This is a genomic window from Allobosea sp., from assembly GCF_030694325.1.
In the GTDB taxonomy this organism is placed as follows: domain Bacteria; phylum Pseudomonadota; class Alphaproteobacteria; order Rhizobiales; family Beijerinckiaceae; genus Allobosea.
Genome location: NZ_JAUXYO010000178.1, coordinates 1 through 14,685, shown reverse-complemented (window position 1 = coordinate 14,685; position 14,685 = coordinate 1). Strand labels below are relative to the sequence as shown.

Annotated in this window: 14 protein-coding genes; 4 read left to right on the top strand and 10 right to left on the bottom strand. The window is 68.0% G+C overall.

The genetic code is table 11. The annotated features are described in order from the left end of the window. Window positions 1–13: 13 nt before the first annotated feature. From recF to Q8M82_RS11050, 7 genes are all read right to left on the bottom strand, one after another. Window positions 14–1,141 carry a DNA replication/repair protein RecF gene (gene recF / locus Q8M82_RS11080; protein WP_305691412.1) on the bottom strand — a complete coding sequence of 376 codons (1,128 nt, stop codon included), beginning with the start codon at window positions 1,139–1,141 and terminating at the stop codon, window positions 14–16. A gap of 10 nt (window positions 1,142–1,151) precedes the next feature. Then, window positions 1,152–2,267, bottom strand: coding sequence for a DNA polymerase III subunit beta (gene dnaN, locus Q8M82_RS11075; RefSeq protein ID WP_305691411.1), 1,116 nt, complete (start codon window positions 2,265–2,267; stop codon window positions 1,152–1,154). A 149-nt stretch (window positions 2,268–2,416) separates the two neighbouring features. Then, the gene (dnaA, locus tag Q8M82_RS11070) at window positions 2,417–3,976 is read right to left on the bottom strand and encodes a chromosomal replication initiator protein DnaA (RefSeq protein ID WP_305691410.1); all 1,560 of its coding nucleotides are present in this window, start codon (window positions 3,974–3,976) and stop codon (window positions 2,417–2,419) included. Between the two features lie 759 nt (window positions 3,977–4,735). After that, entirely contained in the window at window positions 4,736–5,002 is a 267-nt protein-coding gene (gene rpsT / locus Q8M82_RS11065) for a 30S ribosomal protein S20 (RefSeq protein WP_192643545.1), read from the bottom strand. Window positions 5,003–5,185: 183 nt separating this feature from the next. After that, the gene (locus tag Q8M82_RS11060; RefSeq protein ID WP_305691409.1) at window positions 5,186–6,181 is read right to left on the bottom strand and encodes a threo-3-hydroxy-L-aspartate ammonia-lyase; all 996 of its coding nucleotides are present in this window, start codon (window positions 6,179–6,181) and stop codon (window positions 5,186–5,188) included. Window positions 6,182–6,188: 7 nt separating this feature from the next. Next, window positions 6,189–6,962, bottom strand: a complete 774-nt coding sequence (locus Q8M82_RS11055; RefSeq protein WP_305691408.1) for an enoyl-CoA hydratase — start codon at window positions 6,960–6,962, stop codon at window positions 6,189–6,191. A 118-nt stretch (window positions 6,963–7,080) separates the two neighbouring features. After that, window positions 7,081–8,076: a hypothetical protein gene (locus Q8M82_RS11050; RefSeq protein WP_305691407.1), complete on the bottom strand. Its 996-nt coding sequence runs from the start codon at window positions 8,074–8,076 to the stop codon at window positions 7,081–7,083. A 301-nt stretch (window positions 8,077–8,377) separates the two neighbouring features. On the opposite strand from Q8M82_RS11050, the gene Q8M82_RS11045 reads away from it, so the two are divergent. Further along, window positions 8,378–8,929 (top strand): lipocalin family protein, encoded by a 552-nt coding sequence (locus Q8M82_RS11045; protein ID WP_305691406.1) that lies wholly within the window; start codon window positions 8,378–8,380, stop codon window positions 8,927–8,929. A 10-nt stretch (window positions 8,930–8,939) separates the two neighbouring features. Here the strand turns inward: Q8M82_RS11045 and mutM are convergent, their stop codons facing one another. Further along, window positions 8,940–9,839, bottom strand: a complete 900-nt coding sequence (gene mutM / locus Q8M82_RS11040) for a bifunctional DNA-formamidopyrimidine glycosylase/DNA-(apurinic or apyrimidinic site) lyase (protein ID WP_305691405.1) — start codon at window positions 9,837–9,839, stop codon at window positions 8,940–8,942. Between the two features lie 62 nt (window positions 9,840–9,901). On the opposite strand from mutM, the gene ubiE reads away from it, so the two are divergent. Together ubiE and ubiB are read left to right on the top strand one after the other, a co-directional pair. Beyond that, window positions 9,902–10,714, top strand: coding sequence for a bifunctional demethylmenaquinone methyltransferase/2-methoxy-6-polyprenyl-1,4-benzoquinol methylase UbiE (gene ubiE, locus Q8M82_RS11035; RefSeq protein WP_371126318.1), 813 nt, complete (start codon window positions 9,902–9,904; stop codon window positions 10,712–10,714). Window positions 10,715–10,817: 103 nt separating this feature from the next. Beyond that, the gene (gene ubiB / locus Q8M82_RS11030; protein ID WP_305691403.1) at window positions 10,818–12,374 is read left to right on the top strand and encodes a 2-polyprenylphenol 6-hydroxylase; all 1,557 of its coding nucleotides are present in this window, start codon (window positions 10,818–10,820) and stop codon (window positions 12,372–12,374) included. A gap of 158 nt (window positions 12,375–12,532) precedes the next feature. On the opposite strand, the gene Q8M82_RS11025 is transcribed toward ubiB, so the two are convergent. Together Q8M82_RS11025 and Q8M82_RS11020 are read right to left on the bottom strand one after the other, a co-directional pair. Beyond that, entirely contained in the window at window positions 12,533–12,964 is a 432-nt protein-coding gene (locus Q8M82_RS11025) for a VOC family protein (RefSeq protein WP_305691402.1), read from the bottom strand. Between the two features lie 28 nt (window positions 12,965–12,992). Further along, on the bottom strand, window positions 12,993–13,475 hold the full coding sequence (locus tag Q8M82_RS11020; RefSeq protein WP_305691401.1) for a DUF1579 domain-containing protein: 483 nt from the start codon (window positions 13,473–13,475) through the stop codon (window positions 12,993–12,995). Window positions 13,476–13,644: 169 nt separating this feature from the next. On the opposite strand from Q8M82_RS11020, the gene Q8M82_RS11015 reads away from it, so the two are divergent. Further along, the coding region (locus Q8M82_RS11015) for an AMP nucleosidase (protein WP_305691400.1) at window positions 13,645–14,685 on the top strand (1,041 nt) is incomplete at its 3' end.

The following is a 14,685-nucleotide window of genomic DNA, read 5'->3' as shown; positions in this document are numbered from 1 at the left end:
AAATCGGCTCGCGTCAGGCGATGTTCTCGATCCGCCCGGGCGTGACCGCGAGAAGCTGCGACCCCGCCGGCAGATCGGCAAACAGCGTCGGGTCGGCGCCCGTCATCCAGACCTGGCAACCGAGCGCCGTCAGGCCCTCATAGAGCGCAGCCCGGCGGCGCGGATCGAGATGGGCGGCGATCTCGTCGAGCAGGACGAGGGGCTCGAGCCCGCTCATCGCCGCGACAAGCCGCGCATGGGCGAGGACGAGGCCGATCAGCAGCGCCTTCTGCTCGCCGGTCGAGCCCTGGCCGGCAGGAATGTTCTTGGGGCCGTGGCGGACCTCGAGATCCGAGGCCTGCGGCCCGGCGAGCGTGCGCCCGGCGGCGCGATCGCGGGCGCGGCCCTGGCGCAGCAGGTCGCGATAGCCATCCTCGGCGTCGAGGGCGGCATGCCGCGCGACGAGAAGGTCGATCTCGCCCGAGAGCGCGATTCCGGCATGGGGAAAGGGCGAGGCCTCATTGCGGGTCTCGGCGATGATGGCCGACAGCCTGGCGACCGTCTCCGCCCGGGCGGCGGCGACAGCGACGCCGAGTTCGGCGATCTCGCGTTCGACGGCATCGAGCCACTGCGTCTGGTGCGGGCTCTCCTCGAGGATTCGGTTGCGCGAGCGCAACGCGCGTTCGAGCGCGTTGGAGCGGGTGGCATGGGCAGGATCGACCGCCAGCACCAGCCGGTCGAGGAAGCGGCGCCGATCGCCGGCAGCCCCGCGGAACAGCCCGTCAAAATCCGGCGTCAGCCAGACGACGCGCACATGCTCGCTGAAGGCGAGCGCCGAACCGGCGGGCGCACCGTCGATGCGGGCAAGGCGCGCGCGCTTGCCCTCCGTGTCGGCCGGCCCGAGCCCGACCCCGAGCCGGCTGCCGTCTTCCGCCAGCGCCACCGAGACGGCGAAGGCGCCGTCGCCCTCCTGGCGGGCCATCTCCGCCAGATCGGCCCGGCGCAGACCGCGGCCCGGCGCAAACAGCGAGAGCGCCTCGAGGATATTGGTCTTGCCCGCTCCGTTCTCGCCGACGAGCGCAACGATTTGGCCCCCGACCGTGAGATCGAGGGCCTCGTAGGAGCGGAAATCCTGCAGGATCAGGCGCGCGACGGCGGCCACGGGAGGACGCCTAGACGCGCATCGGCATCAGCACATAGAGCGCCGAAGCCCCCTCACGGTCCTGGATGACCGTCGGCGAGCCCGGATCGGCCAGCTTCAGCAGGGCGGTGTCGCCGTCGAGCTGGGCGGCGATGTCCATCAGGTAGCGCGCGTTGAAGCCGATATCGAGCGGGCTCGAATCGTAGTCGACCTCGATCTCCTCGGTCGCCGAGCCCGAATCCGGGTTGGTGACGGAGAGCGTCATGCGGCCATCGGCCATGGAGAGCTTCACGGCCCGGCCACGCTCCGACGAGATCGTCGAGACGCGGTCGACGGACGCCGCGAAATCGCCCTTGTCGACGGTCAGGCGCTTGTCGTTGCCGCTCGGGATGACGCGCTGATAATCGGGGAAGGTGCCGTCGATCAGCTTCGAGGTCAGCACGACATCGGCGGTCGCGACACGGATCTTGGTGGCGGAGAGTTCGATCGTGACCTCGCTCTCGCCGTCCTCCAGCAGCTTCTGGATCTCGGCGACGGCCTTGCGCGGCACGATCACGCCGGGCATGCCGACCGAGCCCTGCGGCGCGGCGGTGTCGACACGTGCGAGGCGGTGACCGTCGGTCGCGACCGCGCGCAGCATCGGGCGGCCGTCGACATCGATGGTGTGGAGATAGATGCCGTTGAGATAGTAGCGCGTCTCCTCGGTCGAGATCGCGAACTGGGTCTTGTCGATCAGGCGCTTGAACTCGCCGGCCGGCAGCTTGAAGCCATGGGCCATTTCGCCGGCGGTGATGTCGGGAAAATCGCTCTCGGGCAGCGTCTGGAGCTGGAAGCGCGAGCGGCCCGAGCGCAGCACCAGCCCGGTGTCGCCGGTGGTCTCGAGCGAGACCTGCGCCCCGTCGGGGAGCTTGCGGACGATGTCGTAGAGGGTGTGGGCGGGAACTGTGGTCGCGCCCGGCTCGGGCACGTCGGCCGCGACCGTCTCCACCACCTCGATGTCGAGATCGGTCGCCTTCAGCTTCAGCCCGGCCTCCGTCCCGCTCAACAGCAGGTTCGAGAGGATCGGGATCGTGTTGCGGCGCTCTACGACCCGATGCACATGGCCAAGCGACTTCAGCAGGGTGGAGCGTTCGACAGTGACCTTCATTTTCAGTCTTCTGGCGTCTCTGCGCCCGGAGCGAATGCGCGGGCCTCATGAATGGCCCGCGACATTGCCGGAGGCCAGCGCAGGGCGCAAGGGCGCCGCGCCGGCAAACACAGCCAAATGCGGCGCTGCAATAGCCGGTCGCGGACGCCCTACTCCTGCAGCATGCGCTTGAGGAGATCGACCTCGTCATGCAGCGAGCGATCCTCGGCGATCGCCTTCTCGATCTTGCGGACCGCGTGCAGCACCGTGGTGTGATCGCGACCGCCGAAGCGACGCCCGATCTCGGGCAGGGAGCGTGGCGTCAGCGCCTTGGCGAGGTACATCGCGATCTGGCGCGGCTTGACCACGGCGGCCGTGCGGCGCTCGGAGAGGATGTCGGCCCGGCTGACATTGTAACGGGTCGCGACGAGCTTCTGGATGTCCTCGATCTTGACGCGGCGCGGCTCGCGGGTGCGCACCAGATCGCGGATCGCGGCCTCCGCCGTCTCCAGAGAGACCGGCTGGCCCGACAGCGTCGCATGGGCGAGCAACCGGTTGGCGGCGCCGTCGAGATCGCGGCCGTTGGTGGCGACGACGCGCGCGACATAGGCGACCACATCCGGATGGACCTGGAAGGTCGGATGGGCCGCCTGCAGGGCTTCCAGGCGGTTGCCCAGGATCTTGCCGCGCAGCCCCTCGTCGAGATCGCCGACCTCGACCACGAGGCCGCCGCCCAGCCGCGAGCGGATGCGCTCGTCGAGCGCCTCCAGATCATTCGCCATGCGGTCGCCGGCGACGACGATCTGCTTGCCGGCATCGATCAGCGCGTTGATCGTGTGACCGAACTCCTGCTGGATCGACTTGCCCTGGATAAACTGCACGTCGTCGACGACGAGCAGGTCGATGCCGCGCAGCTTCTCCTTGAAGGCCAGCGCCGTCTGCGACTTCAGCGCCGCGACGAAGCCGTACATGAAACGGTCGGCGGTGAAATAGGCGACGCGCTTGCCCTGGCTGCGGGCCTCCTGGGCGATCGCCTGCAGGAGATGCGTCTTGCCCAGCCCGACACCGGCATGGATGTAGAGAGGGTTGTAGGGGCTGCTGCCGGCCGGGGCCGCCGCGATGCGCTCGGCGGCGGCGAAGGCGAGTTGGTTGGACTTGCCGACGATGAAGGCCTGGAAGCTCATGCGCCGGTCGAGGCTGGTGCCGCAGGCATCGACGAGATCACGATCGCCGACCTCGGCCGGTGCCGCACCGGCGTGAGCGGGCTTGGGCTCGGCGGCGGGCGGCGTCGCCGGCTGGCGACCGCGCAGCGGCACGATCTCGGCCGGCTGCTGCATCGGCTCGCGGGAGACCGGTCGCACCGACAAGATGATGCCGTTCAGCCCCGGCAACTCGGCCATGCAGTTGACCCGCAGCCGCTCGGCGTAATGGGCTTCGAGCCAGCTCTTGAGAAAGCGGGTCGGGACGGTGAGATAGGCCACGCCGTCGACGATGTTGCCGAGTTCCACGCGGGCGAACCAGCTCGAGAACACGTCCTCGCCGAGTTCGGCCCGCAGACGCCGCCGCACGCGATCCCAGGCCTCGGCCGAGCCCGCCTGCAAGGTCACTGTCTCCCGCTCCACCGGCCGGGCCTGCTCCGCCGGAACCACCACGCTCAACGCCGACACAACCTCCACCGTTTCGTCCATCCGCCGCCGCTCGAACATCGTCTGCCCCATTTCATCAGTCATGCGCGCGCCTGATCCGCCCGCCGCGAGGCGGACTGGACCGGAGCTGTTCTTTCCGGTCATGGCTCAAGGTTCCCGCAGACGTGACCGTCCGCCGGCTTCCCCCGAGTCAATCTGGTCGATTACGCTTTCAAGGCTCGTCGCAGGACGAAACCGCACTTCATCTCATTCTCAGAAGACAAAGAGCCGCATCCTCCAACCTCCGGGTCGCGAGCCAAAAAGCGTTCATCTTGTGGAAACACCGGGTGGCCATCGCTGTCCGTCCGGCGTTGAAAAAGACCTTACAGGGCGCTCTCGAAGGGCTGCAATACGCCGTTTTCGGGATGCCTCAGAGTCACCCCCGGAAGGCCCCCCGGTGACGGACCGGCAGCCGGCTCGCAATTGGTTGGGGAACTTAAGATTTTCTTCATGAAGCCCTCCCGGCGGGGGGGCCGAATCTTTTTTTTCCGGGCCCGCAGAGAGGTGCCCCGGAGTCGGGGGGATTCCCGGAGCCCCGATGCTTTGCCCGCTAACATCCTGAAAATTCAGGGCTTTCCCTGCGCGGTCAAAGGGGGTGGTCAGGCCGATTTCGCGCCCTCAAAGGGCAGATGGAGTCAAGCCCGTAAAGCGTCGGAAACGTTGCGGAATCGCGCTTGCAGAAGGGTGCTCTCGACGATCTTTCCACTGTTGCCGGCGCGCAACAAGAAGACCTGAACGCATGAAAAAAGCCCGGCGCGCGGCCGGGCTTTTCAAGCTCGTCGAGGAGGGGCCGAGAGGCCGCGCTCAGGAGGCGATGGCGCCGATCCGGTGAGCCAGGCGCGAGACCTTCCGCGAGGCGGTGTTCTTGTGGACGATGCCCTTCTGGGCGGCCCGCATGATCTCCGGCTGGGCGGCCTTGAGAGCCTCGGCCGCGGCGCTCTTGTCGCCGGAGGCGATCGCCTCCTCGACCTTGCGCAGGAAGGTGCGCATCCGCGAGCGGCGCGCCTTGTTGACCTCGGTGCGGCGCTCGATCTTGCGCGTCGCCTTCTTGGCCGACGTCGTATTGGCCATCGGATACGTCCTCGTCTTCTGCATCGCGACCGGGCGCCTGGCATGATGCCGGCGGAACACGATCGCTACCGTGATGGAAATCCGCGAGCGATGGCCGGTGCTTGCGCAGGCCGTCGCGAGTGGGTGGCGTATAATCGCAAGCTGGCGCGGCGTCAACGCGCAATTGCTGTGGAGCCGGCGATTTCAGGCGTCCGGCGCGAGGAAGCGCGCAAAGCTGCCCAGATCGACATTGCCGCCACTGATGATGACACCGACACGCTGGCCCTCGACAGGCACGGCGCCGGTGAAGGCGGCAGCGGCGGCGAGGCAGCCGGTGGGCTCGACGACGAGCTTCATCCGCTCGGCGAAGAAGCGCATCGCCGACACCAGCGCCTCGTCGCTGACGGTGACGATGTCCTCGACCAGCGCCTGGATGATCGGGAAGGTGTAATCGCCCAGAAACGGCGTCTGGGCGCCGTCGGCGATGGTCTTGGGCACGTCGATGCGGACGATCTTCCCAGAGCGCAGCGATTGCTGTCCGTCATTGCCGGCCTCGGGCTCGACGCCGAAGACCCGGCAGCCGGGGTTGAGCGCCTTGGCCGCGAGCGCGCAGCCGGCGAGCAGACCGCCGCCACCGAGGCAGACCAGCAGCATGTCGAGCGGGCCGGCATCCTCGATCAGCTCCTTGGCGGCCGTACCCTGCCCCGCAATGACGTCGGGATGGTCGTAAGGCGGGATCAGGGAAAGGCCGCGGGCCTGCGCCAGTTCGCGGCCGATGGCGAGCCGATCCTGGGTGTAGCGGTCATAGGTCACCACCTCGGCGCCGTAGCCGCGGGTGGCGGCGACCTTCGCCGCGGGCGCATCGAGCGGCATGATGATGGTGGTGGGCACGCCGAGCAGCCGGCTGGCATAGGCGATCGCCTGGGCGTGGTTGCCGGAGGAGAAGGCGACGACACCGGCCTTCCTCTGCTCCGGCGACAGCGCCGCGATGGCGTTGTAGCCGCCGCGGAACTTGAAGGCGCCCATGCGCTGCAGGTTCTCGGGCTTGAAGACGAGATTGGCGCCGGTGCGCTCATTGGCGGTGCGCGAGGTCAGCGCGGGCGTGTGATGGGCGACGCCCTTGAGCCGCGCGGCGGCGGCCTCGACATCGGCATAGCCCGGCAGGACGAGGCCGTCCGGGCTCTTGATCGTGAAGGTCATGGCGCTCTCAGCTGTTCTTGAAGGCGGGTTTGCGCTTCTCGGCGAAGGCAGCCATGCCTTCCTTCTGGTCATGGGTGGCAAAAAGCGAGGAGAAGAGCCGGCGCTCGAAGCGCACGCCCTCGGCCAGCGTCACCTCGAAGGCGCGGTTGACCGTCTCCTTGGCCATCAGCGCGGAGGGCATCGACTTCGCCGCGATCGCATCCGCGGCCTTCATGACCTCGGCCATGAGATCGGCCAGCGGCACGATGCGGGCCACCAGCCCGGCGCGTTCGGCCTCGGCGGCATCCATCATCCGCCCGGTGAGGCAGAGATCCATCGCCTTGGCCTTGCCGACCGCGCGCGTCAGCCGCTGCGTGCCGCCGGCGCCCGGGATGACGCCCAGATTGATCTCGGGCTGGCCAAATTTCGCGTTGTCGGCGGCGATGATGAAATCGCACATCATGGCGAGCTCGCAGCCGCCGCCGAGCGCGAAGCCCGCGACGGCCGCGATGATCGGCTTGCGGCGCTGACCAATGCGGTCCCAATCGGCGAATTTGTCGTCGAGATAGGTCTCCGGATAAGTCCGCTCCTGCATCTCCTTGATGTCGGCCCCGGCGGCAAAGGCCTTCTCGGAACCGGTCAGGACGATACAGCCGATCGCGGGGTCGCGCTCGAAGCCGTCGAGCGCCGTGTTGATCTCCGCGATGAGCTGGCCGTTCAGCGCGTTCAGCGCCTGGGGTCGATTGAGCGTGACGAGCCCGACCTTGCCCTTCGTTTCGACGAGAATGGTCTCGTAAGCCATGGCGCCCTCCCGCATCTGCTCTGCGGGCACGAGGTTTAGCCGGGCGCGCCGGCACGGTCCATGCGCAGGATCGCACGGCGCGGTCGACGGAACGCGCCGCGTCGGGAGACGGGCGCGCCTAGCGACGCGGCAAGCCGGGCGGCGGGGCGGGCCTGGCCCAGCCGAGCGCGACCATGCGGCCGATCAAGCCGGGCGGGGCCTGGCGCGGGTCGCGTATGGTCTGGAGCGTGGCCTTGAGCTTCGCGATGCCCTGATCCATGCCGGCGGCGAGCCGCTGGCCGGCGTTCTTCGGCAGGCGGTTGGTCGCGGCAAAGAGGAGCTTGCGGTTGCGCGGGCCCAGCGTGGTCTCGATATCGGCCGCGACCTCCTCGCAGAAGCGCTGCCGCCAGCCGCGCTGGTCGTCCTTGAGGCGGTATCCCGACCATTCGCGAGGAGGCTGGCCGGCCTTGTCGAGCGAACGGAATTCCGCCGCGCCGGCATAGGCGTCCATGCCGACGGGCCGCATGACGTTGTGCTGCAGACACACCGCGACGTTGCCGGGATTGGTCAGGCGGTGCAGGCCCGGGTTGACCACCGGCTGATTGCTGAAGTCGAAGCGATCGTCATTGCCGTTGAAGGCATCGATGGCGAGGATCGCGCCGAGCTTTTCGAGCCCGCCCGGCGCCGTCAGCGCCGCCGCGATCGCCCGGACGCCGCTCTTGTTGCCTTGTTCACGCGCCTTGGCGGCCGCGCCCTCCAGATTGATCAGGCCTTCGAAGAAGCTCGTCTTGACCCAGCTCACCCCGCCCGCGGGCCGCAGATCCTTCTCGAATTCCTGGAGATCGGTGTACTCCCCCCCGCCGAAGGGATGCTCGTCGCCCTTCTCGCCTTCGATGAAGCGGGCGATCTCCCTGAGCTCGATCGGCGTCAAGGGTCGCGTCGCCATCGTCCGGTCGACAGCCCGCATGTTGCGCAGCGCATGGACCATGTTGCGCGGATCATTGACTTGCGGGGTGTTGTCACGCTTGACCACGATCTTCTCGACCGCGCCGACCAAGAGATAGACCGGACGGTGCGGATCAAGCTTCGTCACGGCAAAGATGTCTTCGGCCATGATCTGGCCATTGACGTTCAAGCTCATTATCCGCCCCCCCATCCCCGTTGATATCTGTGTCGCGGTTCGGGGAATAAACTACACAGAACCCGCCGGCGATGTCCCGCAGGGAACAAACGGTTCAACCGACCACCATGCTCACGCATCTGTATTGGCTAAGTCAACGTAGCAAGGCTTCCGGCAGCGAATTCCCCTACGGCCGTGGCGACGACAATCGAACCTCCAATTGCGTCATCCGCTCGGCACAGGAGGCGCATGGATCCGGCAGGGGGGCGCGCGCGTATTGTCGAGACAGCCACCGATCCTGCCGGAGGATACCCTGATGCGCCCGCCGATCATCGCCCTTCTTGCAGGACTTCTGCTCGCCGGCTGCGCCTCGGCCGGTTTCCAGAGCAGCACAGCACCGCAGCCGGCCAAGCCGGTCGCCGTCGAACGCCTCTATACCGGGCTCTGGCATGAATTCGCGCGTCGCCCGATGGCCATCACCGATGGCTGCGTCGCGGGCGCCACCGAGTACCGGCGCGATGCGCAGGGGCGGATCGACGTGCTCGATTCCTGCCGGATGGGGACGCCTTCGGGCGAGTTGAAGACGATCGGCGGGCCGGGCGAGATCCTCGACCCCGGCACCAATGCGAAGCTGCGCGTGACCTACACGGTCTTCGGCGTCGTGCCGATCGTGCGCGACTACTGGATCCTCGACCGCGCCAACGACTACAGCTGGTTCATCTCGGCCGACCCGACCTTCACCGACCTCTACATCTTCGTGCGCGACCCGAAGATGAGCCCGGCGCTGCGCCGCCAGCTGGTCCAGCGCGCGGCTGTGCTCGGCTATGACGTATCGAAGCTGGAATATCCGGAGCTGCCCCGGCGCTGAGGCCGGCGCGTCAGCGCCGCGGCACGCGGGGCTGGCAGGTCTCGCAATAGAAGGTCGAGCGGCCGGACTGGACGAGCCGGGCCACGAGGCTGCCGCAACCCGGCGCCGTGCAGGGCTGCCCCTCGCGGTCATAGACCTTGAAGCGGTGCTGGAAATAGCCGAGCGAGCCGTCGGCATGGGCGAAGTCGCGCAAGGTCGAACCGCCGGCCGCCACGGCCTCCTCCAGGACCTCGCGGATGATCTGAGCCAGCGCATGCGCCGCGGGGCGCGGACGGCCGGTCGGCGTGGCGATCGAGCCCGCTTCGGCCTCCGGGTGGAGGCCCGCGCGAAACAGCGCCTCGCAGACATAGATGTTGCCGAGCCCTGCGACGAGGCGCTGGTCGAGGAGGGCTGCCTTCAGCGGCGCGAATTTGCCCGCGAAGAGCCGCGCCAGCGTCTCGCCGGAGAGTTCGTTGCCGAGCGGCTCGATGCCCATGCCGGCGAAATGCGTGGAGGTCGCGAGTTCCGCGCGCGGGACGAGATCCATGAAGCCGAAGCGGCGCACGTCGTTATAGGTGATGCGCGCGCCGGACCCCATGTGGAAGACGACATGGTCATGGATCAGATGCCGGCCGATCTCGTTGTAATAGGCGCCAGGCTCGACCGGCGGGGTGCCCGGGGCCTCGACGACGAAGCGCCCGCTCATGCCGAGATGCATGATCAGCGCCTGGCCGTCGTCGAGATCGGCGATCAGATATTTCGCCCGCCGCGACAACGCCTCGACGCGCCGGCCGGTGAGGCGGGCGGCGAAGCGCTCCGGCAGCGGAAAGCGCAGATCCGGCCGGTTCTGCTCGACCCGCAGGAGCGTCTCGCCCAGCATGGCCGGCTCCAGCCCGCGACGGACCGTCTCGACCTCGGGAAGCTCGGGCATTTCACATTCTCTCCGGTCGGCCTGCGTCGAGAGGGGCCGCGACAAGCCCCGCTCGTTTGGCTATGCATCGCCCCAGGCAAAGACAAGACAGATTGCACAGGATCGGACCGATCGTGACAGCAGCTTCCGACACCACCCATTTCGGTTTCGAGACCGTGCCGCTGGCCGAGAAGCAGGCCAAGGTCGACGATGTCTTTCACAAGGTCGCCGGCCGGTACGATCTGATGAACGATTTGATGTCGGCGGGGCTTCACCGGGCCTGGAAGAGTGCGCTGCTGACCGCCATCAACCCGCCGAAGGACCGGCCCTTCCGGCATCTCGACGTGGCGGGCGGCACGGGCGACGTCGCCTTTGCCGTGCTGGAGGCAGGCGGGCCGCAGACGCAGGTGACGGTACTCGACATCAATGCGGAGATGCTGAGCGTCGGCCGAGACCGGGCGGCCAAGCGTTTTCCCGACGACGACCGCATCGGCTTCGTCCAGGGCAATGCCGAGGAGCTCGGCCTGCCGGACAACCATTTCGACGCCTATACGATCGCCTTCGGCATCCGCAACGTGCCGCGCATCGACAAGGCTCTGGCCGAGGCCCATCGCGTGCTGAAGCGGGGCGGGCGGTTCCTCTGCCTCGAATTCAGCCATGTCGACGTGCCGCTGCTCGACAAGGTCTACGAGGCCTATTCCTTCAACGTGATCCCGCCGATGGGGCGGATGGTCACCGGCGAGGCCGAGCCCTACCAGTATCTCGTCGAATCGATCCGCAAATTCCCGCGCCCGCAGGCTTTCGCCGGCATGATCGAGGCCGCCGGCTTCCGCCGCGCCAAGTTCACGCCGATGACCGGCGGCGTCGTGGCGCTGCATTCGGGCTGGAAGCTGTGAGGGAGCGTTCTGCGTCATGCTCGGGCTCGACCCGAGCATCTCTCGACGCGAGCCTTTTTCGGCAGGAGATGGTCGGGTCAGGCCCGACCATGACGGCTGAGCCATGATCTCCTCGCTCTTCCATCTCGCACGCACCGCCCGCACCGGCTTCGTGCTGGCGCGCGAGGGGGCTCTGGCCTTGGTCGACCCCTCCGTGCTGCCGCCGCTGGCGCGCGGGCTGATCCGGATCGGGCGGCTGATCGAGCGGCGCGAGGCCGGCACCTCGGCGACAAGGCTCGCCGCGGCGCTGACCCGCCTCGGCCCTTCCTATGTGAAATTCGGGCAGTTCCTGGCGACGCGGCCGGACGTGGTCGGCATGAGGATCGCCTCCGATCTCTCGGCGCTGCAGGACCGGATGCCGCCCTTCCCGATGGCGCAGGCCCGCGCCATCGTCGAGGCGGCGCATGGCCGGCCGGTCGAGCAGGTCTTCGCATCCTTCGGCGAGCCGGTGGCGGCCGCCTCGATCGCGCAGGTCCATCGCGCCCGGCTGAACGACGGCCGCGAGGTCGCGGTGAAGGTGCTGCGGCCGGGCATTCGCGACCGGTTCCAGCGCGATCTCGGCGCGATGCGCTTCGGCGCGGAACTGGCGGAACGGCGCTCGGCCGAGGCGCGCCGCCTGCGCTTCACAGGCGTGGTCGAGACGCTGGCGCGCTCGGTGACGATGGAGATGGACCTGCGGCTCGAGGCCGCAGCCCTTTCGGAATTCGCCGAGAACACGAAAGAGGATCCCGATTTCCGGGTGCCGGAGCCGGATTGGCAGCTGACCGCCCGCGAGATGCTGGTGGACGAGTGGATCGACGGGATCCGGCTCTCCGATGTCGAGGCGCTGAAGGCCGCCGGCCACGACCTGCCGGCGCTGGGGCGGATCGTGATCCAGTCCTTCCTGAAGCACGCGATCCGCGACGGTTTCTTCCATGCCGACATGCATCCCGGAAACCTGTTCGTCGATGCGCAGGGCCGGCTCGTCGCGGTCGATGGCGGCATCATGGGGCGGCTGGGCTTAAAGGAGCGGCGCTTCCTCGCCGAGATCCTGCTCGGCTTCATCACCCGCGATTATCGCCGCGTCGCCGAGGTGCATTTCGAGGCCGGCTATGTGCCTGTCCATCACGACGTCGCCGATTTCGCCCAGGCGATCCGCGCCGTCGGCGAGCCGATCCACGACAAGAGCGCCGACCAGATCTCGATGGCGAAGGTGCTGACGCTGCTCTTCGAGATCACCGGCATGTTCGACATGGCGACGCGCACCGAACTGGTGATGCTGCAGAAGACCATGGTGGTGGTCGAGGGCGTGGCCCGCACGCTCGATCCGCATCTCGATATGTGGAGCACGGCCGAGCCGGTGGTACGCGACTGGATCACGCAGAATCTCGGGCCGCTCGGCAAGCTCGCCGAGGCGGGGCGCGGGGCGGGCTCGCTGCTCGACAGCCTGTCGCGGCTGCCCGAGACGGTGAGCCGGGCCGAGCGCGTGCTCGGCCAGCTTGAGGATGCCTCGCGCCACGGCTTCTCGCTCGACGAGCGCAGCGTCGCCGCGATCGGCCGGGCCGAGGCGCAGCGAAACCGCTGGGGCAACTGGGCGCTGTGGGTGATCGCGGCGCTGCTCGCCTGGGCGGTATTGGGGTAGTTGTCATTCCGGGGCTTCGCGGAGCGAAGAACCCGGAATCCACGGCTTGGCGCAGGCCACCCATCGTCCCGTTCCCGATCGTCGAGAAGGCAGGCAGCTCGCCCGGTCGTGGGTTCCGGGTTCACCCCTGTCGCGGCGCCCCGGAATGACGCGATGGCTCAGCCGCAGTCCGCCCTGTCCGCCGGCATGTCGGCGCCGATCATCCAGTTCGTGCCGAAGCGGTCGCGCAGCATGCCGAAACGGGGCGACCAGAAGGTCTCCTCCATCGGCATCTGGATCGTCGCACCCTCCGAGAGGGCGGCGAAGATGCGCTCGGCCTCCGCCACCTCCGGCACGCTCACCGACACCGAGACGCTGCGCATCGGCCCGTCACTGCGGCCGGGCGGAGCGTCGGAGGCCATCAGCATCTGGCCGTCGAGCACGAGGCAGGCATGCAGGATCTTGTCCAGCCATTCGGGCGGGACATGTTCCTCCACCGGCGTGCCGCGATGGTCCATCATCGCCTCGATGCGGCCGCCGAGAATGGCCTGATAGGCCGTGAAGGCCTCGCGGCAATTGCCTTCGAACATGAGATAGGGGGCGATCTTCATCGGTCTCTCCTTCGGCAAAAGCGGATGATCAGGCCACGCGGCGGTATTGAGCCGTCATGAATTCGCTCCAGCCGCCTTTGCCGTCGGGCATGTAGGACGCCAGCATGCGGTGATCGGGTGAGACGAGAGTGACGACGTCGCGATAGGGGATGATGGCGCCGTCACCCATCATGTTCGGGCCGGAGGATTCGAGCGTCAGCACGTTGGCCACCTCGTCGAGCGTGCCCTCGTAGAGCCAATGATGCGTCATCATCGAGCCGATGAAGCTGCCGACGAAGCGGCCCTTGGCGGGATCGAAGCCCAGCGTCATCAGCGTCCGGCCGGTCGAGCCGTCGGGCATCTCGCCCTCGCCTTCGCCGAGCGTCCAGAGGCCGCCGAGCGAGCGCACGGTCTCGCGGCCCTTCGATTTCTGCCGCGGCTGGTCCGGGCCCATGGCGCAGTCCATCTCCGAGGTCCATTCGCCGACGAGCTGGTGCAGCCAGTCATGTTCTTTCTGCGGCTTCGCGAACATAGGCATCTCCTCCTGGCGGCCTCTTTTTCGGGCCCGCATTAGTTAACTGCTTGGTTTTGTAATTGGCGATCGTCGTTCAGTCAAGCCGCAGGCCCTGTCAGCCGCCGGCAGTTGTCATGCGCGCGGGGGCGAGGCTAATGCTCGTGCGAACGAAAGGACGCCCCCGCCCATGACGTTCGAGACCGCCGCCCATCCCGCCGCCGCCATCGACCGGCTCGAAAGGCTCTATGGCGAGGCCCGGACCGCGCTGCGCGGCGACCTGCAGCGATTCTTCGAGATGGGCCAGGCGCCGACGGCGGAGGAACGCGCACGCTACCGCTATCCGCTGCTGCGCGTGACCTATGAGCCGTCGAAGCTGCCGACCGCGACGCGGCGCGGCTATGCGAAATTCGCGGCGCCCGGTGTCTATTCGACCACGATCACGCAGCCGGCCGAGTTCCGGGCCTATCTGCTCGACCAGCTCGAGCCGCTGGTCGAGGAATACGGCGCAACGATCGAGACCGGCGTCAGCGACCAGGAGATCCCCTACCCTTACGCGCTCGACGGCGGCGACGAGCTCGGCCGCGGCAAGGTGACGGCCGCCGAACTGGCGCGGCATTTCCCGACGCCGCTGCTCTCGCTCGTCGGCGACGAGATCGCCGACGGCACCTTCGATATCGTCGAGGGGCAGCCGCGGCCGCTCTCGCTGTTCGACGCCGTGCGGGTGGATTATTCGCTGCGCCGGCTGGTGCATTACACCGGCACGGACTGGCGCGCGGTGCAGCCCTGGGTGCTGCTGACCAATTACCACCGCTATGTCGACCAGTTCGTGCGGTTGGGGCTGGCCGAGATCGAAGCCGGCACGGCGCAGGCTCTGGTGACGCCGGGCGGGGTGCGGATCGAGCGGGACGGGATCGATGTCAGCGCAGCCGAGCGGGTGATGTCGGCGCCCTGGCACCGCTTCCAGATGCCGGCCTACCACCTGATCCGCGAGAGCGGTCAGGGCGTGACGCTGGTCAATATCGGCGTCGGCCCCTCCAACGCCAAGAACATCACCGACCATCTCGCGGTGCTCAGGCCCAATTGCTGTCTGATGGTCGGCCATTGCGGGGGCCTGCGCCAGACACAGATCATCGGCGACTACGTTCTCGCCCATGCCTATCTGCGACAGGACGGCATCCTCGACGAGCTGGTGCCGCCCGACGTGCCCGTGCCGGCGCTGGCCGAGGTT

Coding starts and splice junctions, on each gene's coding strand:
- dnaN (WP_305691411.1), bottom strand. CDS start 2,267: ATGAAGGTCACTGTCGAACGCTCCACCCTGCTGAAGTCGCTTGGCCAT.
- dnaA (WP_305691410.1), bottom strand. CDS start 3,976: ATGACTGATGAAATGGGGCAGACGATGTTCGAGCGGCGGCGGATGGAC.
- rpsT (WP_192643545.1), bottom strand. CDS start 5,002: ATGGCCAATACGACGTCGGCCAAGAAGGCGACGCGCAAGATCGAGCGC.
- Q8M82_RS11060 (WP_305691409.1), bottom strand. CDS start 6,181: ATGACCTTCACGATCAAGAGCCCGGACGGCCTCGTCCTGCCGGGCTAT.
- Q8M82_RS11055 (WP_305691408.1), bottom strand. CDS start 6,962: ATGGCTTACGAGACCATTCTCGTCGAAACGAAGGGCAAGGTCGGGCTC.
- Q8M82_RS11045 (WP_305691406.1), top strand. CDS start 8,378: ATGCGCCCGCCGATCATCGCCCTTCTTGCAGGACTTCTGCTCGCCGGC.
- mutM (WP_305691405.1), bottom strand. CDS start 9,839: ATGCCCGAGCTTCCCGAGGTCGAGACGGTCCGTCGCGGGCTGGAGCCG.
- ubiE (WP_371126318.1), top strand. CDS start 9,902: ATGCATCGCCCCAGGCAAAGACAAGACAGATTGCACAGGATCGGACCG.
- ubiB (WP_305691403.1), top strand. CDS start 10,818: ATGATCTCCTCGCTCTTCCATCTCGCACGCACCGCCCGCACCGGCTTC.
- Q8M82_RS11025 (WP_305691402.1), bottom strand. CDS start 12,964: ATGAAGATCGCCCCCTATCTCATGTTCGAAGGCAATTGCCGCGAGGCC.
- Q8M82_RS11020 (WP_305691401.1), bottom strand. CDS start 13,475: ATGTTCGCGAAGCCGCAGAAAGAACATGACTGGCTGCACCAGCTCGTC.